Origin of the sequence: Streptomyces sp. NPDC059906 (genome assembly GCF_042730645.1) — a bacterium.
Classification (GTDB): Bacteria; Actinomycetota; Actinomycetes; order Streptomycetales; family Streptomycetaceae; genus Streptomyces; species Streptomyces rubrogriseus.
In genome coordinates this window covers 48747-62359 of the sequence record NZ_JBHWKU010000021.1, presented here as the reverse complement: position 1 = coordinate 62359, position 13613 = coordinate 48747, and the positions used below count along the sequence as shown (strand labels likewise).

15 protein-coding genes are annotated in these 13613 nt (G+C 73.9%); 10 read left to right on the top strand and 5 right to left on the bottom strand.

Annotated elements, in window-relative coordinates:
- Positions 1 to 14: 14 nt before the first annotated feature.
- The 3 genes from ACFV9J_RS27655 to ACFV9J_RS27645 are packed head-to-tail and all read right to left on the bottom strand — an operon-like array spanning position 15 to position 2676.
- Positions 15 to 674, bottom strand: coding sequence for a response regulator (locus ACFV9J_RS27655; protein WP_385358313.1), 660 nt, complete (start codon positions 672 to 674; stop codon positions 15 to 17).
- Entirely contained in the window at positions 671 to 1837 is a 1167-nt protein-coding gene (locus ACFV9J_RS27650) for a sensor histidine kinase (RefSeq protein WP_385358310.1), read from the bottom strand. The genes ACFV9J_RS27655 and ACFV9J_RS27650 overlap by 4 nt, the downstream gene beginning before the upstream one ends.
- Positions 1834 to 2676, bottom strand: a complete 843-nt coding sequence (locus ACFV9J_RS27645) for a CPBP family intramembrane glutamic endopeptidase (protein WP_385358307.1) — start codon at positions 2674 to 2676, stop codon at positions 1834 to 1836. Before ACFV9J_RS27645 ends, ACFV9J_RS27650 begins: the two co-directional genes overlap by 4 nt.
- A gap of 164 nt (positions 2677 to 2840) precedes the next feature.
- Between ACFV9J_RS27645 and mmuM the strand changes: the two genes are divergently transcribed.
- From mmuM to dacB, 7 genes are all read left to right on the top strand, one after another.
- Complete coding sequence (mmuM, locus tag ACFV9J_RS27640) at positions 2841 to 3755, top strand: homocysteine S-methyltransferase (RefSeq protein WP_385358304.1); 915 nt, start codon at positions 2841 to 2843, stop codon at positions 3753 to 3755.
- A gap of 73 nt (positions 3756 to 3828) precedes the next feature.
- Positions 3829 to 4788: a DUF4129 domain-containing protein gene (locus tag ACFV9J_RS27635; protein WP_385358301.1), complete on the top strand. Its 960-nt coding sequence runs from the start codon at positions 3829 to 3831 to the stop codon at positions 4786 to 4788.
- Positions 4785 to 5474, top strand: a complete 690-nt coding sequence (locus ACFV9J_RS27630; protein ID WP_385358299.1) for a hypothetical protein — start codon at positions 4785 to 4787, stop codon at positions 5472 to 5474. Before ACFV9J_RS27635 ends, ACFV9J_RS27630 begins: the two co-directional genes overlap by 4 nt.
- On the top strand, positions 5471 to 6469 hold the full coding sequence (locus ACFV9J_RS27625; protein WP_385358297.1) for an AAA family ATPase: 999 nt from the start codon (positions 5471 to 5473) through the stop codon (positions 6467 to 6469). The genes ACFV9J_RS27630 and ACFV9J_RS27625 overlap by 4 nt, the downstream gene beginning before the upstream one ends.
- Entirely contained in the window at positions 6466 to 7848 is a 1383-nt protein-coding gene (locus ACFV9J_RS27620) for a DUF58 domain-containing protein (RefSeq protein WP_385358295.1), read from the top strand. The genes ACFV9J_RS27625 and ACFV9J_RS27620 overlap by 4 nt, the downstream gene beginning before the upstream one ends.
- Entirely contained in the window at positions 7845 to 8441 is a 597-nt protein-coding gene (locus ACFV9J_RS27615) for a hypothetical protein (protein WP_385358293.1), read from the top strand. Before ACFV9J_RS27620 ends, ACFV9J_RS27615 begins: the two co-directional genes overlap by 4 nt.
- Positions 8442 to 8633: 192 nt before the next feature.
- On the top strand, positions 8634 to 9989 hold the full coding sequence (dacB, locus tag ACFV9J_RS27610; protein ID WP_385358291.1) for a D-alanyl-D-alanine carboxypeptidase/D-alanyl-D-alanine-endopeptidase: 1356 nt from the start codon (positions 8634 to 8636) through the stop codon (positions 9987 to 9989).
- 65 nt (positions 9990 to 10054) lie between these two features.
- On the opposite strand, the gene ACFV9J_RS27605 is transcribed toward dacB, so the two are convergent.
- Positions 10055 to 10498, bottom strand: coding sequence for an ATP-binding protein (locus ACFV9J_RS27605; protein ID WP_385358289.1), 444 nt, complete (start codon positions 10496 to 10498; stop codon positions 10055 to 10057).
- A gap of 85 nt (positions 10499 to 10583) precedes the next feature.
- Between ACFV9J_RS27605 and ACFV9J_RS27600 the strand changes: the two genes are divergently transcribed.
- Together ACFV9J_RS27600 and ACFV9J_RS27595 are read left to right on the top strand one after the other, a co-directional pair.
- On the top strand, positions 10584 to 11402 hold the full coding sequence (locus tag ACFV9J_RS27600) for a helix-turn-helix domain-containing protein (protein WP_385358286.1): 819 nt from the start codon (positions 10584 to 10586) through the stop codon (positions 11400 to 11402).
- Positions 11399 to 11692 (top strand): DUF397 domain-containing protein, encoded by a 294-nt coding sequence (locus tag ACFV9J_RS27595; RefSeq protein ID WP_385358283.1) that lies wholly within the window; start codon positions 11399 to 11401, stop codon positions 11690 to 11692. The genes ACFV9J_RS27600 and ACFV9J_RS27595 overlap by 4 nt, the downstream gene beginning before the upstream one ends.
- On the opposite strand, the gene ACFV9J_RS27590 is transcribed toward ACFV9J_RS27595, so the two are convergent.
- On the bottom strand, positions 11646 to 13154 hold the full coding sequence (locus ACFV9J_RS27590; protein ID WP_385358281.1) for a carboxylesterase/lipase family protein: 1509 nt from the start codon (positions 13152 to 13154) through the stop codon (positions 11646 to 11648). The genes ACFV9J_RS27595 and ACFV9J_RS27590 overlap by 47 nt on opposite strands.
- A gap of 142 nt (positions 13155 to 13296) precedes the next feature.
- Between ACFV9J_RS27590 and ACFV9J_RS27585 the strand changes: the two genes are divergently transcribed.
- Entirely contained in the window at positions 13297 to 13611 is a 315-nt protein-coding gene (locus ACFV9J_RS27585) for an STAS domain-containing protein (protein WP_385358279.1), read from the top strand.
- Positions 13612 to 13613: the final 2 nt, after the last annotated feature.

The window sequence follows — 13613 nt, the reverse complement described above, 5'->3', positions numbered from 1 at the left end:
CCCGAGGCCGGGCGTCAGGTCACCAGCCCGTGGCGGTAGGCGAAGACGACCGCCTGGACGCGGTCGCGCAGGTCGAGTTTGGTGAGGATGCGGGAGACGAAGGTCTTGACGGTCTCGGGGCTGATCACGAGGGCCGCGGCGATCTCGCCGTTGGACAGCCCGTCCGCGATCAGGCGCAGGACCTCCGTCTCCCGGGGGGTCAGCGGAATGTCCCGCGCGGTGCCCTCGGCGGGGCGGATCCGGGCCGCGTACCGGCCCACGAGGCGGCGCGTCACATCGGGGTCGAGCAGCGCCGCGCCCATGGCCACGGTGCGGATGCCGTGCAGCAGCCGGTCCGGCGGGGCGTCCTTGAGCAGGAAGCCGCTGGCGCCCGCGCGCAGCGCCTCGTAGACGTACTCGTCCAGGTTGAACGTCGTCACCACGAGCACCTTGACGGGGTGCGCCACCCCGGCACCGGCGAGCAGGCGGGTGGCTTCCAGGCCGTCGAGCACCGGCATGCGGATGTCCATCACCACGACGTCCGGGCGCAGTTCGCGGGCCAGGTCGACCCCGGTCTGCCCGTCCCCGCACTCGCCGACCACCTCGAGGTCGGGCTGGGCGTCGACGATCGTCGCGAGCCCGGTGCGGATGAGTGCCTGGTCGTCGCAGATCACGACCCGGATCGGCGCGCTCATGCCGTACTTCCCCCGCTCCCGCCGGGTATCCGGGCCCGGACGACGAAGCCGCCGTCCGCCGGACGGTCGGTGCTGAACTCGCCGCCCAGCACGTCGACCCGCTCCCGCAGGCCCGCCAGCCCCCGCCCGCTTCCGCCGGGGGACGCGGCCCCCGTGCCGGAGCCGTCCGTGCCGACCTCCACCGTGATCTCCCGTTCCCCGTGGCGCACCAGGACCGAGGTCCTGCCGCCGTGGTCGTACTTGAGGGCGTTGGTCAGCGCCTCCTGGACGACACGGTAGGCCACGAGGTCGGAGCTGCCGGTGGCCGCCGCCGGGGTGCCCTCCTCGGTGAACTCCACCGGCTGCCCGGCCCGTCGGGTCTGCTCGACCAGCGTGAGCACCCGGCCGACGGGTGGTGTCCTGGGCTCGGCGGTGCCGTGGTCGGGGTTGAGGAGGTCGAGCAGGTGCCGCAGGTCGGTGATGGCGCGGCGGCCGGTGTCGCTGACGGCGGCCAGGCTCTCGTCGAGCCGCTCGGGCGCGGCGGTCAGGTACCGGGCCGCCTCGGACTGCACGACCATCGCCGTCACGTGGTGGGTCACGACGTCGTGCAACTCGCGGGCGATGCGGGTCCGTTCGGCGTTGCGGGCGTCCTCGGCGACCCGGCTGCGGCGTTCGGCCTCCGCGGCCCGCGCGGAGCGCATCCACGCGCCGATGCCCCACGCCAGGGCGAGGATCAGGTAGAACGTCACGTACTCGATCAGCGTCTCGTCGCCGCCGCGCGCGTTCAGCCCGACGGCCATGGCCACGTACGCGAGGCTGGCGCCGACCTGCGTGGCACGCCGGTACTTGTCCTGGTGGGAGCCCGCGTTGATCAGCACGATGGGGAGCGCCGCGCCCGCGAAGAGGTGGTAGCCGCGCAGTTGGTCGAGGGCGAAGCCGAGCGAGACCAGGGCGAGGCAGAGGAGTGTCCACCGCCGGCGCACGGCCAGGGGGACGGACTGGAGAACGGCCGCCACCCCGGCGAGCGCGTCGGCGGGGCGGGTCGGCAGGCCGCCGATCTCCGTGCCCTGACCGCGGAGCGACGGCAGCAGCGACGCGACGAGCAGCAGTACCCCGAGCGGGAGGTCCCGGACCGTGACGTCGAGTCGACGCCACAGCTCCAGGACCCGTCGTCGATCGATCACCGGGGAAGTGTAGCGGCGGAGTTGACGCCCGCGGCCCGGCGCCGAGAGCCGAACGCCACGATGTTCCCGCGCCGGTGCGCCAGCCACAGGAACACCAGGGTCAGCAGCGCTCCGAAGCCCACCGAGTACACGCTGCCCTCCGGGCCGAAGTCGCCGCCGGTGAGCAGCTTCGGACCCGACATGGTGGCGGCCAGCAGGCCCTCGCTGTCGCCGTTGCCGGAGACGACGGTGCTGAAGACGCCGCCCGCGGCGAAGTTCCAGCCGAAGTGCACGCCGATCGTCAGCCACAGGTTGCGGGTGGCGGCGTACGCGGCGGCGAGCATGAAGCCGGCCTCGATGGCGATGGCGACGGCGCCCCACAGGGTGGCGTCCTCGTTCAGCAGGTGCGAGAGCCCGAACACCAGGCCGGTCAGCCCCAGCGCGAGGTAGGTGCCGATGTGCTCCTCGATGATCCGGAACAGCACCCCTCGGTAGACGACCTCCTCCGTCGCGGCGGCACCGGCCATGAAGCCGACCAGCCCGATCGCGCCCTGCACCGAGCCCAGACCGTCGACCTCGTAGTGCCCGGAGGTGTAGAGGTTCACGATGACGGCCGAGAACATCCCGGCACCGATCAGCGTGCCCCAGCCGAACTTGGCGCCGGCGCCCTCCAGGGCCACGTCCAGGGCCTGGCGGCGCTCGGTCCGCCGCACCACCCACCCGTACACGAACACCACCAGCGCGGCCGCCGTGAGTCCGACGACCAGGGTGAGCCAGTCGTTGTCCTTCACCGCGTTGATGGCGACGCCGCCCACGGCGTATGCCGCCAGCACGGCCAGGAACTGCCAGACAAACCTCACGGGAACTCCTCTGTCGGGCCCGTGACTTCGACGCCTCGGGCTGCTGCACCGGACGCTACGGATCCGGCGGCCGCAGATCGTCACCTCACGGTGGACACCTGGCCGTAGCTCGCTCGGGGGACAAGGACCCGCAACGCGGGGGTCAGGGCCGTAGCCTCGGCTGCATGACCAGCGACTTCGCCGACGCCCTCGCCTCCGGCCCGCTCGTGCTGGACGGCGGGCTGTCCAACCAGCTGGAGGCGGCCGGGCACGACCTGGGCGACGCGCTGTGGTCGGCCCGGCTGCTCGCCGAGGACCCCGAGGCGATCACGCGGGCCCACCTCGCCTACTTCGAGGCGGGCGCCGACGTGGTGATCACCTCCAGCTACCAGGCCACCTTCGAGGGCTTCGCCCGGCGCGGCATCGGGCGGGAGCGGGCCGCCGAACTGCTCGCGCTCAGCGTGGCCTCGGCCCGCGAGGCCGCCCGCCGGGCACGGCCGGCCCGCCCGGACCGCGCACGGTGGGTGGCGGCGTCGGCGGGCCCGTACGGGGCGATGCTCGCGGACGGATCCGAGTACCGGGGACGGTACGGGCTCGGCAGGGGCGAACTGGAGCGCTTCCACCGCCCCCGCCTGGAGGTGCTGGCCGCCGCACGGCCCGACGTCCTCGCGCTGGAGACGGTCCCGGACACCGACGAGGCGGCGGCGCTGCTGAGGGCGGTGCGCGGACTGGGCGTGCCCGCCTGGCTGTCGTACACGGTGGCCGGGGACCGCACCCGCGCCGGGCAGCCGCTGGACGAGGCCTTCGCCCTGGCCGCCGACGCGGAGGAGGTGATCGCGGTGGGCGTCAACTGCTGCTCCCCCGAGGACGTGTCCGGCGCGGTCGAGACCGCCGCCCGTGTCACCGGCAAACCGGTCGTCGCCTATCCCAACAGCGGAGAGACGTGGGACGCGAAGTCCCGTGGCTGGCGGGGGCGTTCGTCGTACCCGGCCGAGCGGGTACGGGACTGGCGGGAGCGCGGGGCGCGGCTGGTCGGCGGCTGCTGCCGGGTGGGCCCGGAGACGATCACGTCGATCGCGCGGGCCCTGCTCCGGGAGTGACCGGTACGGCGTGTGCCAAGATTGCCGTGAACAGGCGTTCGGGGGCGGCGAGGGGTTCGGCGGGGGGCACTGCATGGGACGCGGGGAGCGGACGCGACGCGGGGTGGCACCGGGGGTGGTGGCCGCCGCGGCGGTGGTCGGGGCGCTGTCCGTCGCCGCGCTCGCGCTGCGGCCCGCGGAGGGGCTGCTCCACTCCGGCCGGGGTCCGCTCGGTCACTGGGGTTTCGTGGCGATCGGGGCGTCCGTCGCCTGGACCTTCGGGGCCTGGACGGTCGTACAGCGTCTTCGCTCCCGTTTCGGCGCCGACCGCCGTTCGCTGCCGCCGGGTGAGGAGCGGCTGCGGGAAGCCGCCGCGCCCCTGCTGCTCACCGCGGCGGGCGGCATCGGCCTCCTGGCCCTGGTCCTGCACCGGTTCTCCACCGGCGGCAACACGACCGGCCCGCCCCCGCCCCTCGCGACGCGACCGGCGCCCTCACCGACCCTCCTGGTCACTCCCCCGCCCCGGCAGCCGCACGGTTCGACGGACCATTCCTCCCTGCCGCTGTACCTCGTGCTCGCGCTGCTGGCCGCGGTCGCCGTCGTGCTCGTCGTGGTGGCCGTCGTGCGGCGGCTGCGACGGTTCGGCCTGCGGGTGCCGCAGCGTCCGGGACCTGCGGGCACCGCCGCGCAGGACGACGACGCGCGGCTGCTGCTGTCCGCCGTGGACTCGGGCCGCCGCGCCCTGGCCGGCACGGATGACGACGCCCGGGCGGCCGTCATCGCCTGTTACGCCGCGATGGAGGACGCCCTCGCCGCGTCCGGTGTGCCGCGGCACGCCTCCGACAGCCCCGCCGACCTGCTCACCCGCGCCGCCGGTACGGGCTTCACCCCGGGTCCGGCCGCGCCGCGGCTCACCGCGCTGTTCCGCGAGGCCCGTTACTCCTCGCACCCGATGCACGACTCGCACCGGGAGGCCGCGGCGGACGCCCTGGAGGAGATCGCGTCCCTGCTCCGGGACCGTGACGCGGCCGCGGGCCGGGAGACAGGGCGGTGAACCGGCCCGTGGAGGAGACCTCGGTGGCGGAGACCTCGGGAGCGGAGACCTCGGTGGCGAAGACCTCGGTGACGAGAGCCTCGGGAGACGACATGCTCAGCCTGCCCCGGCTCGGGCTGCTCGGCGCCGCGGTCGCCGGCTCGGGCGTCCTGCTCGTCCTGCTCTTCGACGGCCCCGTGGCCGCCGGTGCCCTGGTGGCCCTGCTCGTCGCCGTGGCCGTGCTCGCCGCCCGGTACGTCGCCGGGGCGGGCGCCCTGGACTCCGCGTACCGCGACGAGGTGCGGCTGCTGCGGACCCGGGCCCCGGGCATGGGCGAGTGGCGGCGGAACGTGGGCACGTCCACCGGGCCCGACGGCGCCCTCTACTACCGCGCGGTGCTCCGCACCGAGCTGCGCCGCCTGTACGCGGCCGCGCTCGCCGAGCACCACCACGTGTCCCTGGAGCACCAGCCCGAGCGGGCCGCCGAGCTGGTCGGCCCCGAGCTGTGGCCGTGGCTGGGCCCCGTGCCACCGGGCACCGGACCCGACGGCGAGGTGCCCCTCGACGTGCTGCGCCGCCTCGTCGACCGCCTCGAAGCACTCGGCTCACCCCGCGCTCCCGGCACCCGCACCGTCAGCACCAGCACCAGCACCCGCACCCGCACCCGCACCCGCAACCCCCGTACCGGTAAGGACCAAGCGACGTGACGACTACCTCCACGCCCCAGCTCCGCACCGCCGAGCAGGTCGGCGAGCAGGCCGGTGCCGTACTGCGCGAGATCGGCCGTGCCGTCGTCGGCAAACCGGACGCCCTGGAACACGTGATGCTGGCCGTGCTGGCGGGCGGCCACGTCCTCGTCGAGGACCTGCCGGGACTCGGCAAGACGCTCCTCGCCCGGTCCTTCGCCACCACCCTCGGCCTGGACTTCCGCCGGATCCAGTTCACGCCCGACCTGCTGCCCTCCGACGTCACCGGGACGCCGCTGTACGACCAGCGCTCCGGCGAGATGGTGTTCCACCCCGGCCCGGTCTTCACACACCTGCTGCTCGCCGACGAGATCAACCGGACGCCCCCGAAGACCCAGGCCGCGCTGCTGGAGGCGATGGCCGAGTCGCAGGTGACCGTGGACGGCGAGACCCGGCCGCTCGCCGACCCCTTCCTGGTGATCGCGACCGCCAACCCGGTGGAGTACGAGGGCACGTACTCGCTGCCCGAGGCGCAGCTCGACCGGTTCCAGCTGCGGGTGCGCATGGGGTATCTGGCCGCGCGGGAGGAGCTGGCGATGCTGCGGGCCCGGATCGACCGGGCCGCGCCCGAGGCCGTACTGGAAAGGCTCGCCGGGCCGGACGACGTCGTGGCGTGGCGGGCCGTCGTGGAGCGGGTGGAGATCGACGACGACCTGCTGGAGTACGCCGTCGCGCTCGTCGGCGCGACCCGCGACCACCCGCAGATCAGCATCGGGGCCTCGCCGCGCGGCGGACTCGCCCTGGTCCAGCTCGCCCGCGCCCGCGCCGTGCTGGACGGCCGCGACTACGTGGTCCCGGAGGACGTCAAGGGCCTCGCGGTGCCCGCGCTGGCCCACCGGGTGTCGCTGCGGCCGGAGTTGTGGGTGCGCGAGATGTCCACGGACGACGTGCTGCGCGAGATAGTCGACGGCGTGGGTACGCCGACGACGCGGCGTACGGCCGCGGCGTCGTCGTGACCGCGCCCGCACCGCGCCCGGCACCGGCACCGGCTGTCGCGCCGGACCCCGTGCCCCGGCCGGGCCCGGCGGTGGTCCGTGCCCTGGAGGGGCGCACCGCCCCGACGCAGCCGCCGCCCCCGCCGGCCGGCGGCCCGCGGCCGAGCGAGCGCACCCTGCGCCTGCTGACCGTCGCGGTCGTGGCCCTGGCCGCCGCGCTGGTCACCGGCCGGGCGTGGCTGCTGGCACTCGCGGCGGCACCACTGGTCCTGCTCGCGCTGGCCCTGCCCCGCGTCCACGCCCGCCGCGTCGAGACGTCGACGACCGTCGAGCCGGGGCGCTGCTTCGAGGGCGACACGGTCACCCTCCGCATCGCGCTGGCCCACGACGGCGAGGCCGTGCGCCTGGACCCCGGTGTCACGCTCGGCCCCGGCCTGCGCCTGGACGAGGTCGTCGTCGGCCCGTCCACGGTGACGCTGCGGCACACGGCGCTGCACTGGGGCCGCTGGTCGCTCGGCCCGGTGGACGTCGACGTGTACGACCCCGGCGGCACCGTCCGGCGCACCGTGCGCGTCGAGGCGGCCGAGGTGGCGGTGTTCCCGCGCGCCACGCAGGCCCGGTTCACGCCGATCCCGGTACGGCTGCCGCAGCGGCTCGGCGAGCACGCCTCGCCGCAGTCCGGTGAGGGCGTCGAGGTCATCGGGGTGGGCCCCTGGGTCCCCGGGGAGCGGCAGCGGCGCATCCACTGGCCCTCGACGACCCGGCGCGGGGCCGTGCAGTTGCACCGGTTCGCGGCCGAGCGGGCCGCCGACACCGTGATGCTCGTCGACGCGTTCGGGGACGTCGTCGACCCGGGGACCGGGCTGTCGTCCCTGGACGAGACGGTGCGGGCCGCCGCCGGGCTCGCCCGGGCCTATCTGCGCACCCACGACCGGGTCGGGGTGGTCTCCACCGGCGGCACCACCAGGTGGCTGGCGCCGGGCACCGGGGACGCGGCGTTCTACCGCATCGTGGAGAGCGTCCTGGACGTCCGCAAGGACCGCGCCTTCGGCGGCGACGGGCTCGAACGGGTCCCGCCGCCCGCGCTCCCGGAGGGGGCCCTGGTGTACGTGTTCACGCCGCTCAGCGACGCACGGATCCTGGAAGTGCTGCGGGACCTCCAGGCGCGGGGGCGCCGCCCGGTCGTCGTGGAGATACCGAGCGGGGACCCGGTGGTGGAACCGGGCGACGAGGCGGGCGGGTTGGGGCTGCGGCTGTGGCGCGCGGAGCGCGACGCGATGCGGTTCGCGCTGCGGGACAGCGGGGTGCCGGTCCTGCGGCACACCGAGGGCGACTCACTGGATCTGGTGCTGGCGCCGCTGCTGGCGGGGCGGGTCGGCGGAAGGGGGCGCGCGGGATGACGGCGCTGGACGGGCGGGTCGGCCTCCGTGAGTACCTCGGCTACTGGATCGGCACCGTGCCGGTGCGGGTGCTGGGAGCGGCGGCCGTCGTGATGGCCTGGCGGCCGTGGGCGACGGTGGACACGGCCGGGGAGGCCGTGCCCTTGGTCTGCGCCCTCGCCTTCGCGCTGTGGGCGGCGCCCTCGCTGGACCGGCGGCCGTCGGTGGAGGCCGTCCGGTGGTCCCACCGGCTGCTGCGCCACCGCACGACGCTGCTGGCGTCGGGTGTCGTGGTCATCGCGGCCTTCAGGGAACCGGCCCGGTGGGAGGGCGCCTGTGTGGTCGCGCTGTTGGTGGCCTACCTGGTGACCAGTGAGACGTGGCCGTGGCGGTGGGGCCGCGGGAGTGCCCGGGTGTGGGGCGAGGCGGCCGCGGCGTGCGCGGGTGCGGGTGTGGTGGCGGCCGCGGCGGCGGTTCCGGTGTCCGGGACGGGCTCCGGGCTGGGGCGGCTGATCGCCGCCGCGGCAGTGGCGGGCCTGGCGGTGGCCGGCGGCGCGGTACTGCGGGCCCGGTGGCGGGGCGATGCCCCGAAGTCCCGCGCCCCGGGGAACTGAAGGGCAACGGAATTTCCCGTTCGGCATCGGGAGAATCCCCTTCACGAAACCGTGCGGACGGCGGCCCGTCAATTCGGTCGCAAGACATTCACACGCTGTCAATTTCCGGCCCAGCCCTCCATATGACGGCTGGTAGCGTGCCCAACGCTTCACCCCCACAGAACGAAGTAACCGATCTTTGGATTTCACTTCATGACTGGTACGCCAGAGGAAACCCCCACGAACACCTTCGCCCCCGGCGGACGGCGCAGGCATCGCAGGGCGAGAGTGAGCCGCGTCGGCGCACGCCGGGCCCTCGTGCTCGCGATGGCCGTGCCCGTGGCCTCCGCCACGCTGGCCGGAACCTCGGCCTTCGCCGCCGACGACAGCTCCCCGCGACCGCAGGGCATCTCGGTCGACGACCTCGCCGCCGACGACGCGCAGCTGGTCAAGAACCTCAACGAGCGCCTCGCCGACGAACGCCTGGGCAACGATGTCAGCGGCGTCGTGCTCGACGCCGACTCGGACACCGCCCTGTGGGACCACAACGGCTCCACCGCCCTCATGCCGGCCTCCAACGCCAAGCTCGCCACGGCCACCACGGCCCTGACGCTGCTGGGCGCGAACCACGAGTTCACCACCAAGGTCGTGTACGGCGAGGGCACCCTGACCCTCGTCGGCGGCGGGGACCGCACCCTCACGGGCGAGGACGTCGCCGCACTGGCCAAGACCGCCGCCGACGGCCTCAAGGCAGCCGGCCGCACCGACGTCCAGGTCCGGGTGGACGACAGCCTGTTCGCCGACCCGAGCCTCGCCGAGGGCTGGAACGAGGGCTACTACCCCACCGAGGTCGCGCCGGTCCGCTCCCTCGTCGTCGACGGCGCCGCCGTCCAGGACACCTCGATCGACGCGGGCAAGGTCTTCGCGAAGAAGCTCGCCGAACAGGGCGTCACCGTCACCGGCGAGGTGGGCCGCACGACGGCGAAGCAGTCCGACGTCCCGGTGGCCCAGCACAAGTCGGCGCCGCTGTCGGACATCGTCAAGAAGATGCTCAAGACCAGCGACAACAACATCGCCGAGACCCTGCTCCGCATGACGGCCGTGGAGCTGGGCAAGCCGGGCACCTTCGAGGCCGGTACCGCGCTGGTCCGCCAGGTGCTCAGCTCGTACGGCATCTCCCTCGACAACTTCGAGATGCACGACGGCAGCGGCCTCTCCCGCGCCGACCGCATCCCGGCCGCCACCCTCGCCCAGCTCCTCGACGCGATCACGGAGTCCCCCGCCCTGGGCTCGATCCTGGAGGGCCTGCCGATCTCCGGCGAGGCCGGTGCCAGCCTCGGCCCGGAGTGGGGACGCTTCGACGACCCCGACTCCGAGTGCGCCGTCGGCAAGGTGCACGCCAAGACCGGCACCCTCACCGGTGCCATCGCCCTCAGCGGGGTCACGCGGACCGACGACGGCGACTGGCGGATCTTCTCCTTCATCGAGAACAACTCGACGGCCGACCCGAGCGACATCAAGGACGCGATGGACGGCCTCGCCGCGACCGTGAACGGCTGCTGGGCCTGACCCGTCGCACGTGACGGAGCGTGGAGATCCGGTGAAGGTCCCCCAGGGCAGACGGGCGTGCCCCGTCAGTCCGCCGGGACGCCGCACTCGAACCACACGACCTTGCCGGGCTCCCGCTCCGCCACACCCCACTTGTCCGCCAGCTCCGACACCAGCAGCAGCCCGCGCCCGCCCTCGTCCGACCCGCCGGATTCCAGAGGCACCGCCGGCACACCGTCCCCGCTGTCGTGGACCTCGACGCGTACGCCGTCCCCGCAGGGCAGCAGCCACAGCCGCAGCAGGAATCCCCGGCCGGGCGGTACGCCGTGCAGCAGGGCGTTGGTCGCCAGTTCGCTGACGCACAGCACCACGTCGTCCGCGCGCCCGCGCACGCCCCAGTCCGCGAGCGTCTCCCTCGCGAACGCCCGCGCGGCGGGCACGGACCGGCGCTCACGACGGTAGAGGCGCTCACGCGGGGACGAGGGTGGAGTTTCACTGTTCACGTGACGAGGGTCACGCTCCGTGGTCATGATGGGACAGTGCGCATGGCCGTACAGCAGGGCTGTACGGGTGCGCGTTGGTGAACGTACGCGCGCGGGTGGGGAGTTCGACCTCATGGGTACGACGACACGGAGGAACGCCTCCGCGATGAAGATGGTGGGCGCGCTGCTCGCCCTCTACCGGCAGGCGGCGGGGCACACCCAACGGTCCCTGGGCGAGCGCTTCGTCATCGGCGAGCAGCAGATCGCCTCGATCGAACAGGGCCGACGCCCGCTGAAGCCGGATCTCGCCGAGCAGCTCGACGAACTCCTCCAGACCAAGGGGGCGTTGTCGATCGCGCTGAGCAAGATGCCGGAGGTGGGTCTGGTCCCGCTGTGGGCGGAGGAGTATCTGGACAGGGAGCGGGAGGCAATCGTCATCTCCTCCTACGAGAACCAGGTGTTGCCGGGGCTGCTCCAGACCGAGGGCTACGCCCGAGCGGTGTTCCGCAGCCGTATCCCGGCCCTTGAGGACGACGAAGTCGAACGTCACGCGACGGCTCGTGTCGAGCGCCAAGCTCTCTTCCACCGCAGGGTCCCGCCCATCACCTGCTTCGTCATCTGGGAGGCCGTGCTGCGGGACCACTTGGGCGGCAGAGCGGTGTTCCTGCAACAGGTTCGCCATCTGCGAGAGTGCTGCGAACTCCCGAATCTCGCGATTCAGGTCCTGCCGCTGGCACGCACCGCGCACGCGGCCCTCGACGGGCCGTTCGTGCTCCTGGAGACACCAGACCACCAACGGCTCGCCTACACGGAAACACAACGGGGTAGCCAACTGATCGCTGCTCCCGACGAGGTGGCCATCCTCACGCAGAGGTGTGCGATGCTGCGGTCACAGGCCCTCACCCCTGAGGACTCGAGGGACTTTCTGGACCGTCTGCTAGGAGACCAATGAGCAGCACCGCACTTCGGTGGTTCAAGTCGAGCTACAGCGGAAGCGACGGCGGCAACTGCATCGAAGTCGCCTACGAATGGCACAAGTCCAGCTACAGCGGCAGCGAAGGCGGCAACTGCGTGGAAGTAGCTCACGAGTGGAGCAAGTCGAGTTCCAGCGGCAGCGAAGGCGGCGAGTGCGTCGAGGTCGCCCAAGAACCCGCCGCCATCCACATCCGCGACTCCAAAGCCCCGCAGGGACACGTCACCGTCGGACCAGACGCCTGGGCCGCGTTCCTCGCGGCGCGGTGACGTCCGCCTTCCACAGGTCGTACTCGGCGTCCAGCGGGCCGTGGGCCGTGTGCGGGTCGCCGTCGCCGAAGACCCGCACGGGGTGGGTGGCGTCCCAGGACTCCCACCCGGGGTCTCCGGACTCGGCGAACCGCACCCACGCCCCGTGCATCGCGTCGGCCAGGGCCTGCGGCGCGCCCTCGCCCGCGAGCCTGCGTGCGTCGGGGCCGTCGCCGGAGTCGAAGACGAAGCCCAGCTCCAGGGCGTGGCAGGCGCCGAGGCCGGGGAGGTTGGACGGCCAGGCGAACTCGTAGAGGTGCGACGAGCCGGGCCGCGCGTCGGCAAGGCGCAGCATCGGGATGCGGAGCAGGTGGTCGGTGACCAGCTGGCCCACGGTCTCGGCGGCCCCCGCGTCGGGGCGCAGCGCGCGGTAGCCGCGGATCACCTCGTTGCCGCAGTGGCAGCGGGCGCGGGCACCCGCGAGGGCCACCGCGCCGAGCCGGTCGACGCGTTCGACGAGGCCGCCGGGGACGAGCCAGAGCCGGTACTCGTCGCGGGTCCAGCCCAGCATGAGGTCGACGCCGGGTGCCGCGTCGCCGTCGACGAGCGCCTCCAGCGGATCGCGGGGCAGCACGTCGCCGTCGACGACGAGGCCGAACCCGGGGCCGCCGAGTACGGGGCTGCTGAAGCGCCCCACCTCGGCCTGGGCGCGCAGCAGCTGGTCGCGATCGGCGGCGGCGAAGGCCTCGGCGGTGGCGGGGATCTTCAGCCGGGCGGCCATACGGCGGACCATGCGCCGCACCTTGTCGCGGTCGGAGGCCTCGGGTGCGCCGCTCTGGAGCACGGCCCGCCGGAACAGGCCCTGGGCCGCGGGCGCGGCGAGGAGCGCGCCGGTGCTGATGGCGCCGGCGGACTGGCCGGCGACGGTGACCCGGTCGGGGTCGCCGCCGAAGGCCGCGATGGAGTCCCGCACCCACTTCAGGGCGGCGATCTGGTCGCGCAGGCCGGCGTTGGCGGGGGCGTCCGGGAACAGGCCGTAGCCCTCCACACCCAGTCGGTAGTTGATCGACACGCAGACCACGCCGTCCCGGGCGAAGGTGCTGCCGTCGTAGACCGGTACGGCGGAGGAACCCCTGGTCAGCGCGCCGCCGTGCAGCCAGACCAGGACCGGCAGGCGGGCGCCGGGGCCGGGCCCGGGGGTCCAGACGTTGAGGTTGAGGCAGTCGTCGCCGGGGATCGCCGGATCGGACAGGTACCGGGCGAAGGCCTCGGAGTACGGCGGTTTCGGGGCCGTGGGGCCGAAGGAGCCCGCGTCGCGGACGCCGTCCCAGGGCTCGGGGGGCAGGGGCGGGCGGAAGCGGCCCGGTCCGAAGGGGGGCGCGGCGTAGGGGATGCCGCGAAAGACGGCGACACCGTGCTCGTACCTGCCGCGTACCGCGCCGTGAACCGTCCTGACCACGGGGTTCGTCCGGCCTGACCGCATGCGCTCACCAGCCCTTCGCCGCACTCTCGTACCGCTCAAGGCATAGCGCCGCGCGACCGGGGATCTATTCCGGCAGGCCCCGGTCGCCACGGCTGGGGGACAATGGAGACGACGCACGCGAGGCGCGACCGAGGAGGCTGCCGTGACGGACGCACCCGTAAGGATCGCCGAGGCCGACGGGCAGCACGTGGTACTGGCTTTCTCCGGAGACCTGGACGCGCCCGCGCTGGGCGTGCTGGAGGAGCTGCTCCTCGACCCGCGGCTGCGTGAGCCGGGGGCCTGGACCCTGGAGATGAGCGGCTTGAACCACATCGATCTGGCCTGCGCCTACGCGCTGCTGCGGACGGTGACGCGCACGCCGAAGCCGGTCGCCCTCACCGTCCGGGGTGCCCGCCCTGCCGTCCACCGGACGCTGCGGCAGGCCGGTCTGGACACGGTGGCGGCCTTCACGGCGTAGCG

What these genes read in the sequence shown, in the direction of transcription:
- ACFV9J_RS27655 (WP_385358313.1), bottom strand. Translation starts at nt 674, where the DNA reads ATGAGCGCGCCGATCCGGGTCGTGATCTGCGACGACCAGGCACTCATC.
- mmuM (WP_385358304.1), top strand. Translation starts at nt 2,841, where the DNA reads ATGACCAGCGACTTCGCCGACGCCCTCGCCTCCGGCCCGCTCGTGCTG.
- ACFV9J_RS27635 (WP_385358301.1), top strand. Translation starts at nt 3,829, where the DNA reads ATGGGACGCGGGGAGCGGACGCGACGCGGGGTGGCACCGGGGGTGGTG.
- ACFV9J_RS27615 (WP_385358293.1), top strand. Translation starts at nt 7,845, where the DNA reads ATGACGGCGCTGGACGGGCGGGTCGGCCTCCGTGAGTACCTCGGCTAC.
- dacB (WP_385358291.1), top strand. Translation starts at nt 8,634, where the DNA reads ATGACTGGTACGCCAGAGGAAACCCCCACGAACACCTTCGCCCCCGGC.
- ACFV9J_RS27605 (WP_385358289.1), bottom strand. Translation starts at nt 10,498, where the DNA reads ATGACCACGGAGCGTGACCCTCGTCACGTGAACAGTGAAACTCCACCC.
- ACFV9J_RS27600 (WP_385358286.1), top strand. Translation starts at nt 10,584, where the DNA reads ATGGGTACGACGACACGGAGGAACGCCTCCGCGATGAAGATGGTGGGC.
- ACFV9J_RS27595 (WP_385358283.1), top strand. Translation starts at nt 11,399, where the DNA reads ATGAGCAGCACCGCACTTCGGTGGTTCAAGTCGAGCTACAGCGGAAGC.
- ACFV9J_RS27590 (WP_385358281.1), bottom strand. Translation starts at nt 13,154, where the DNA reads ATGCGGTCAGGCCGGACGAACCCCGTGGTCAGGACGGTTCACGGCGCG.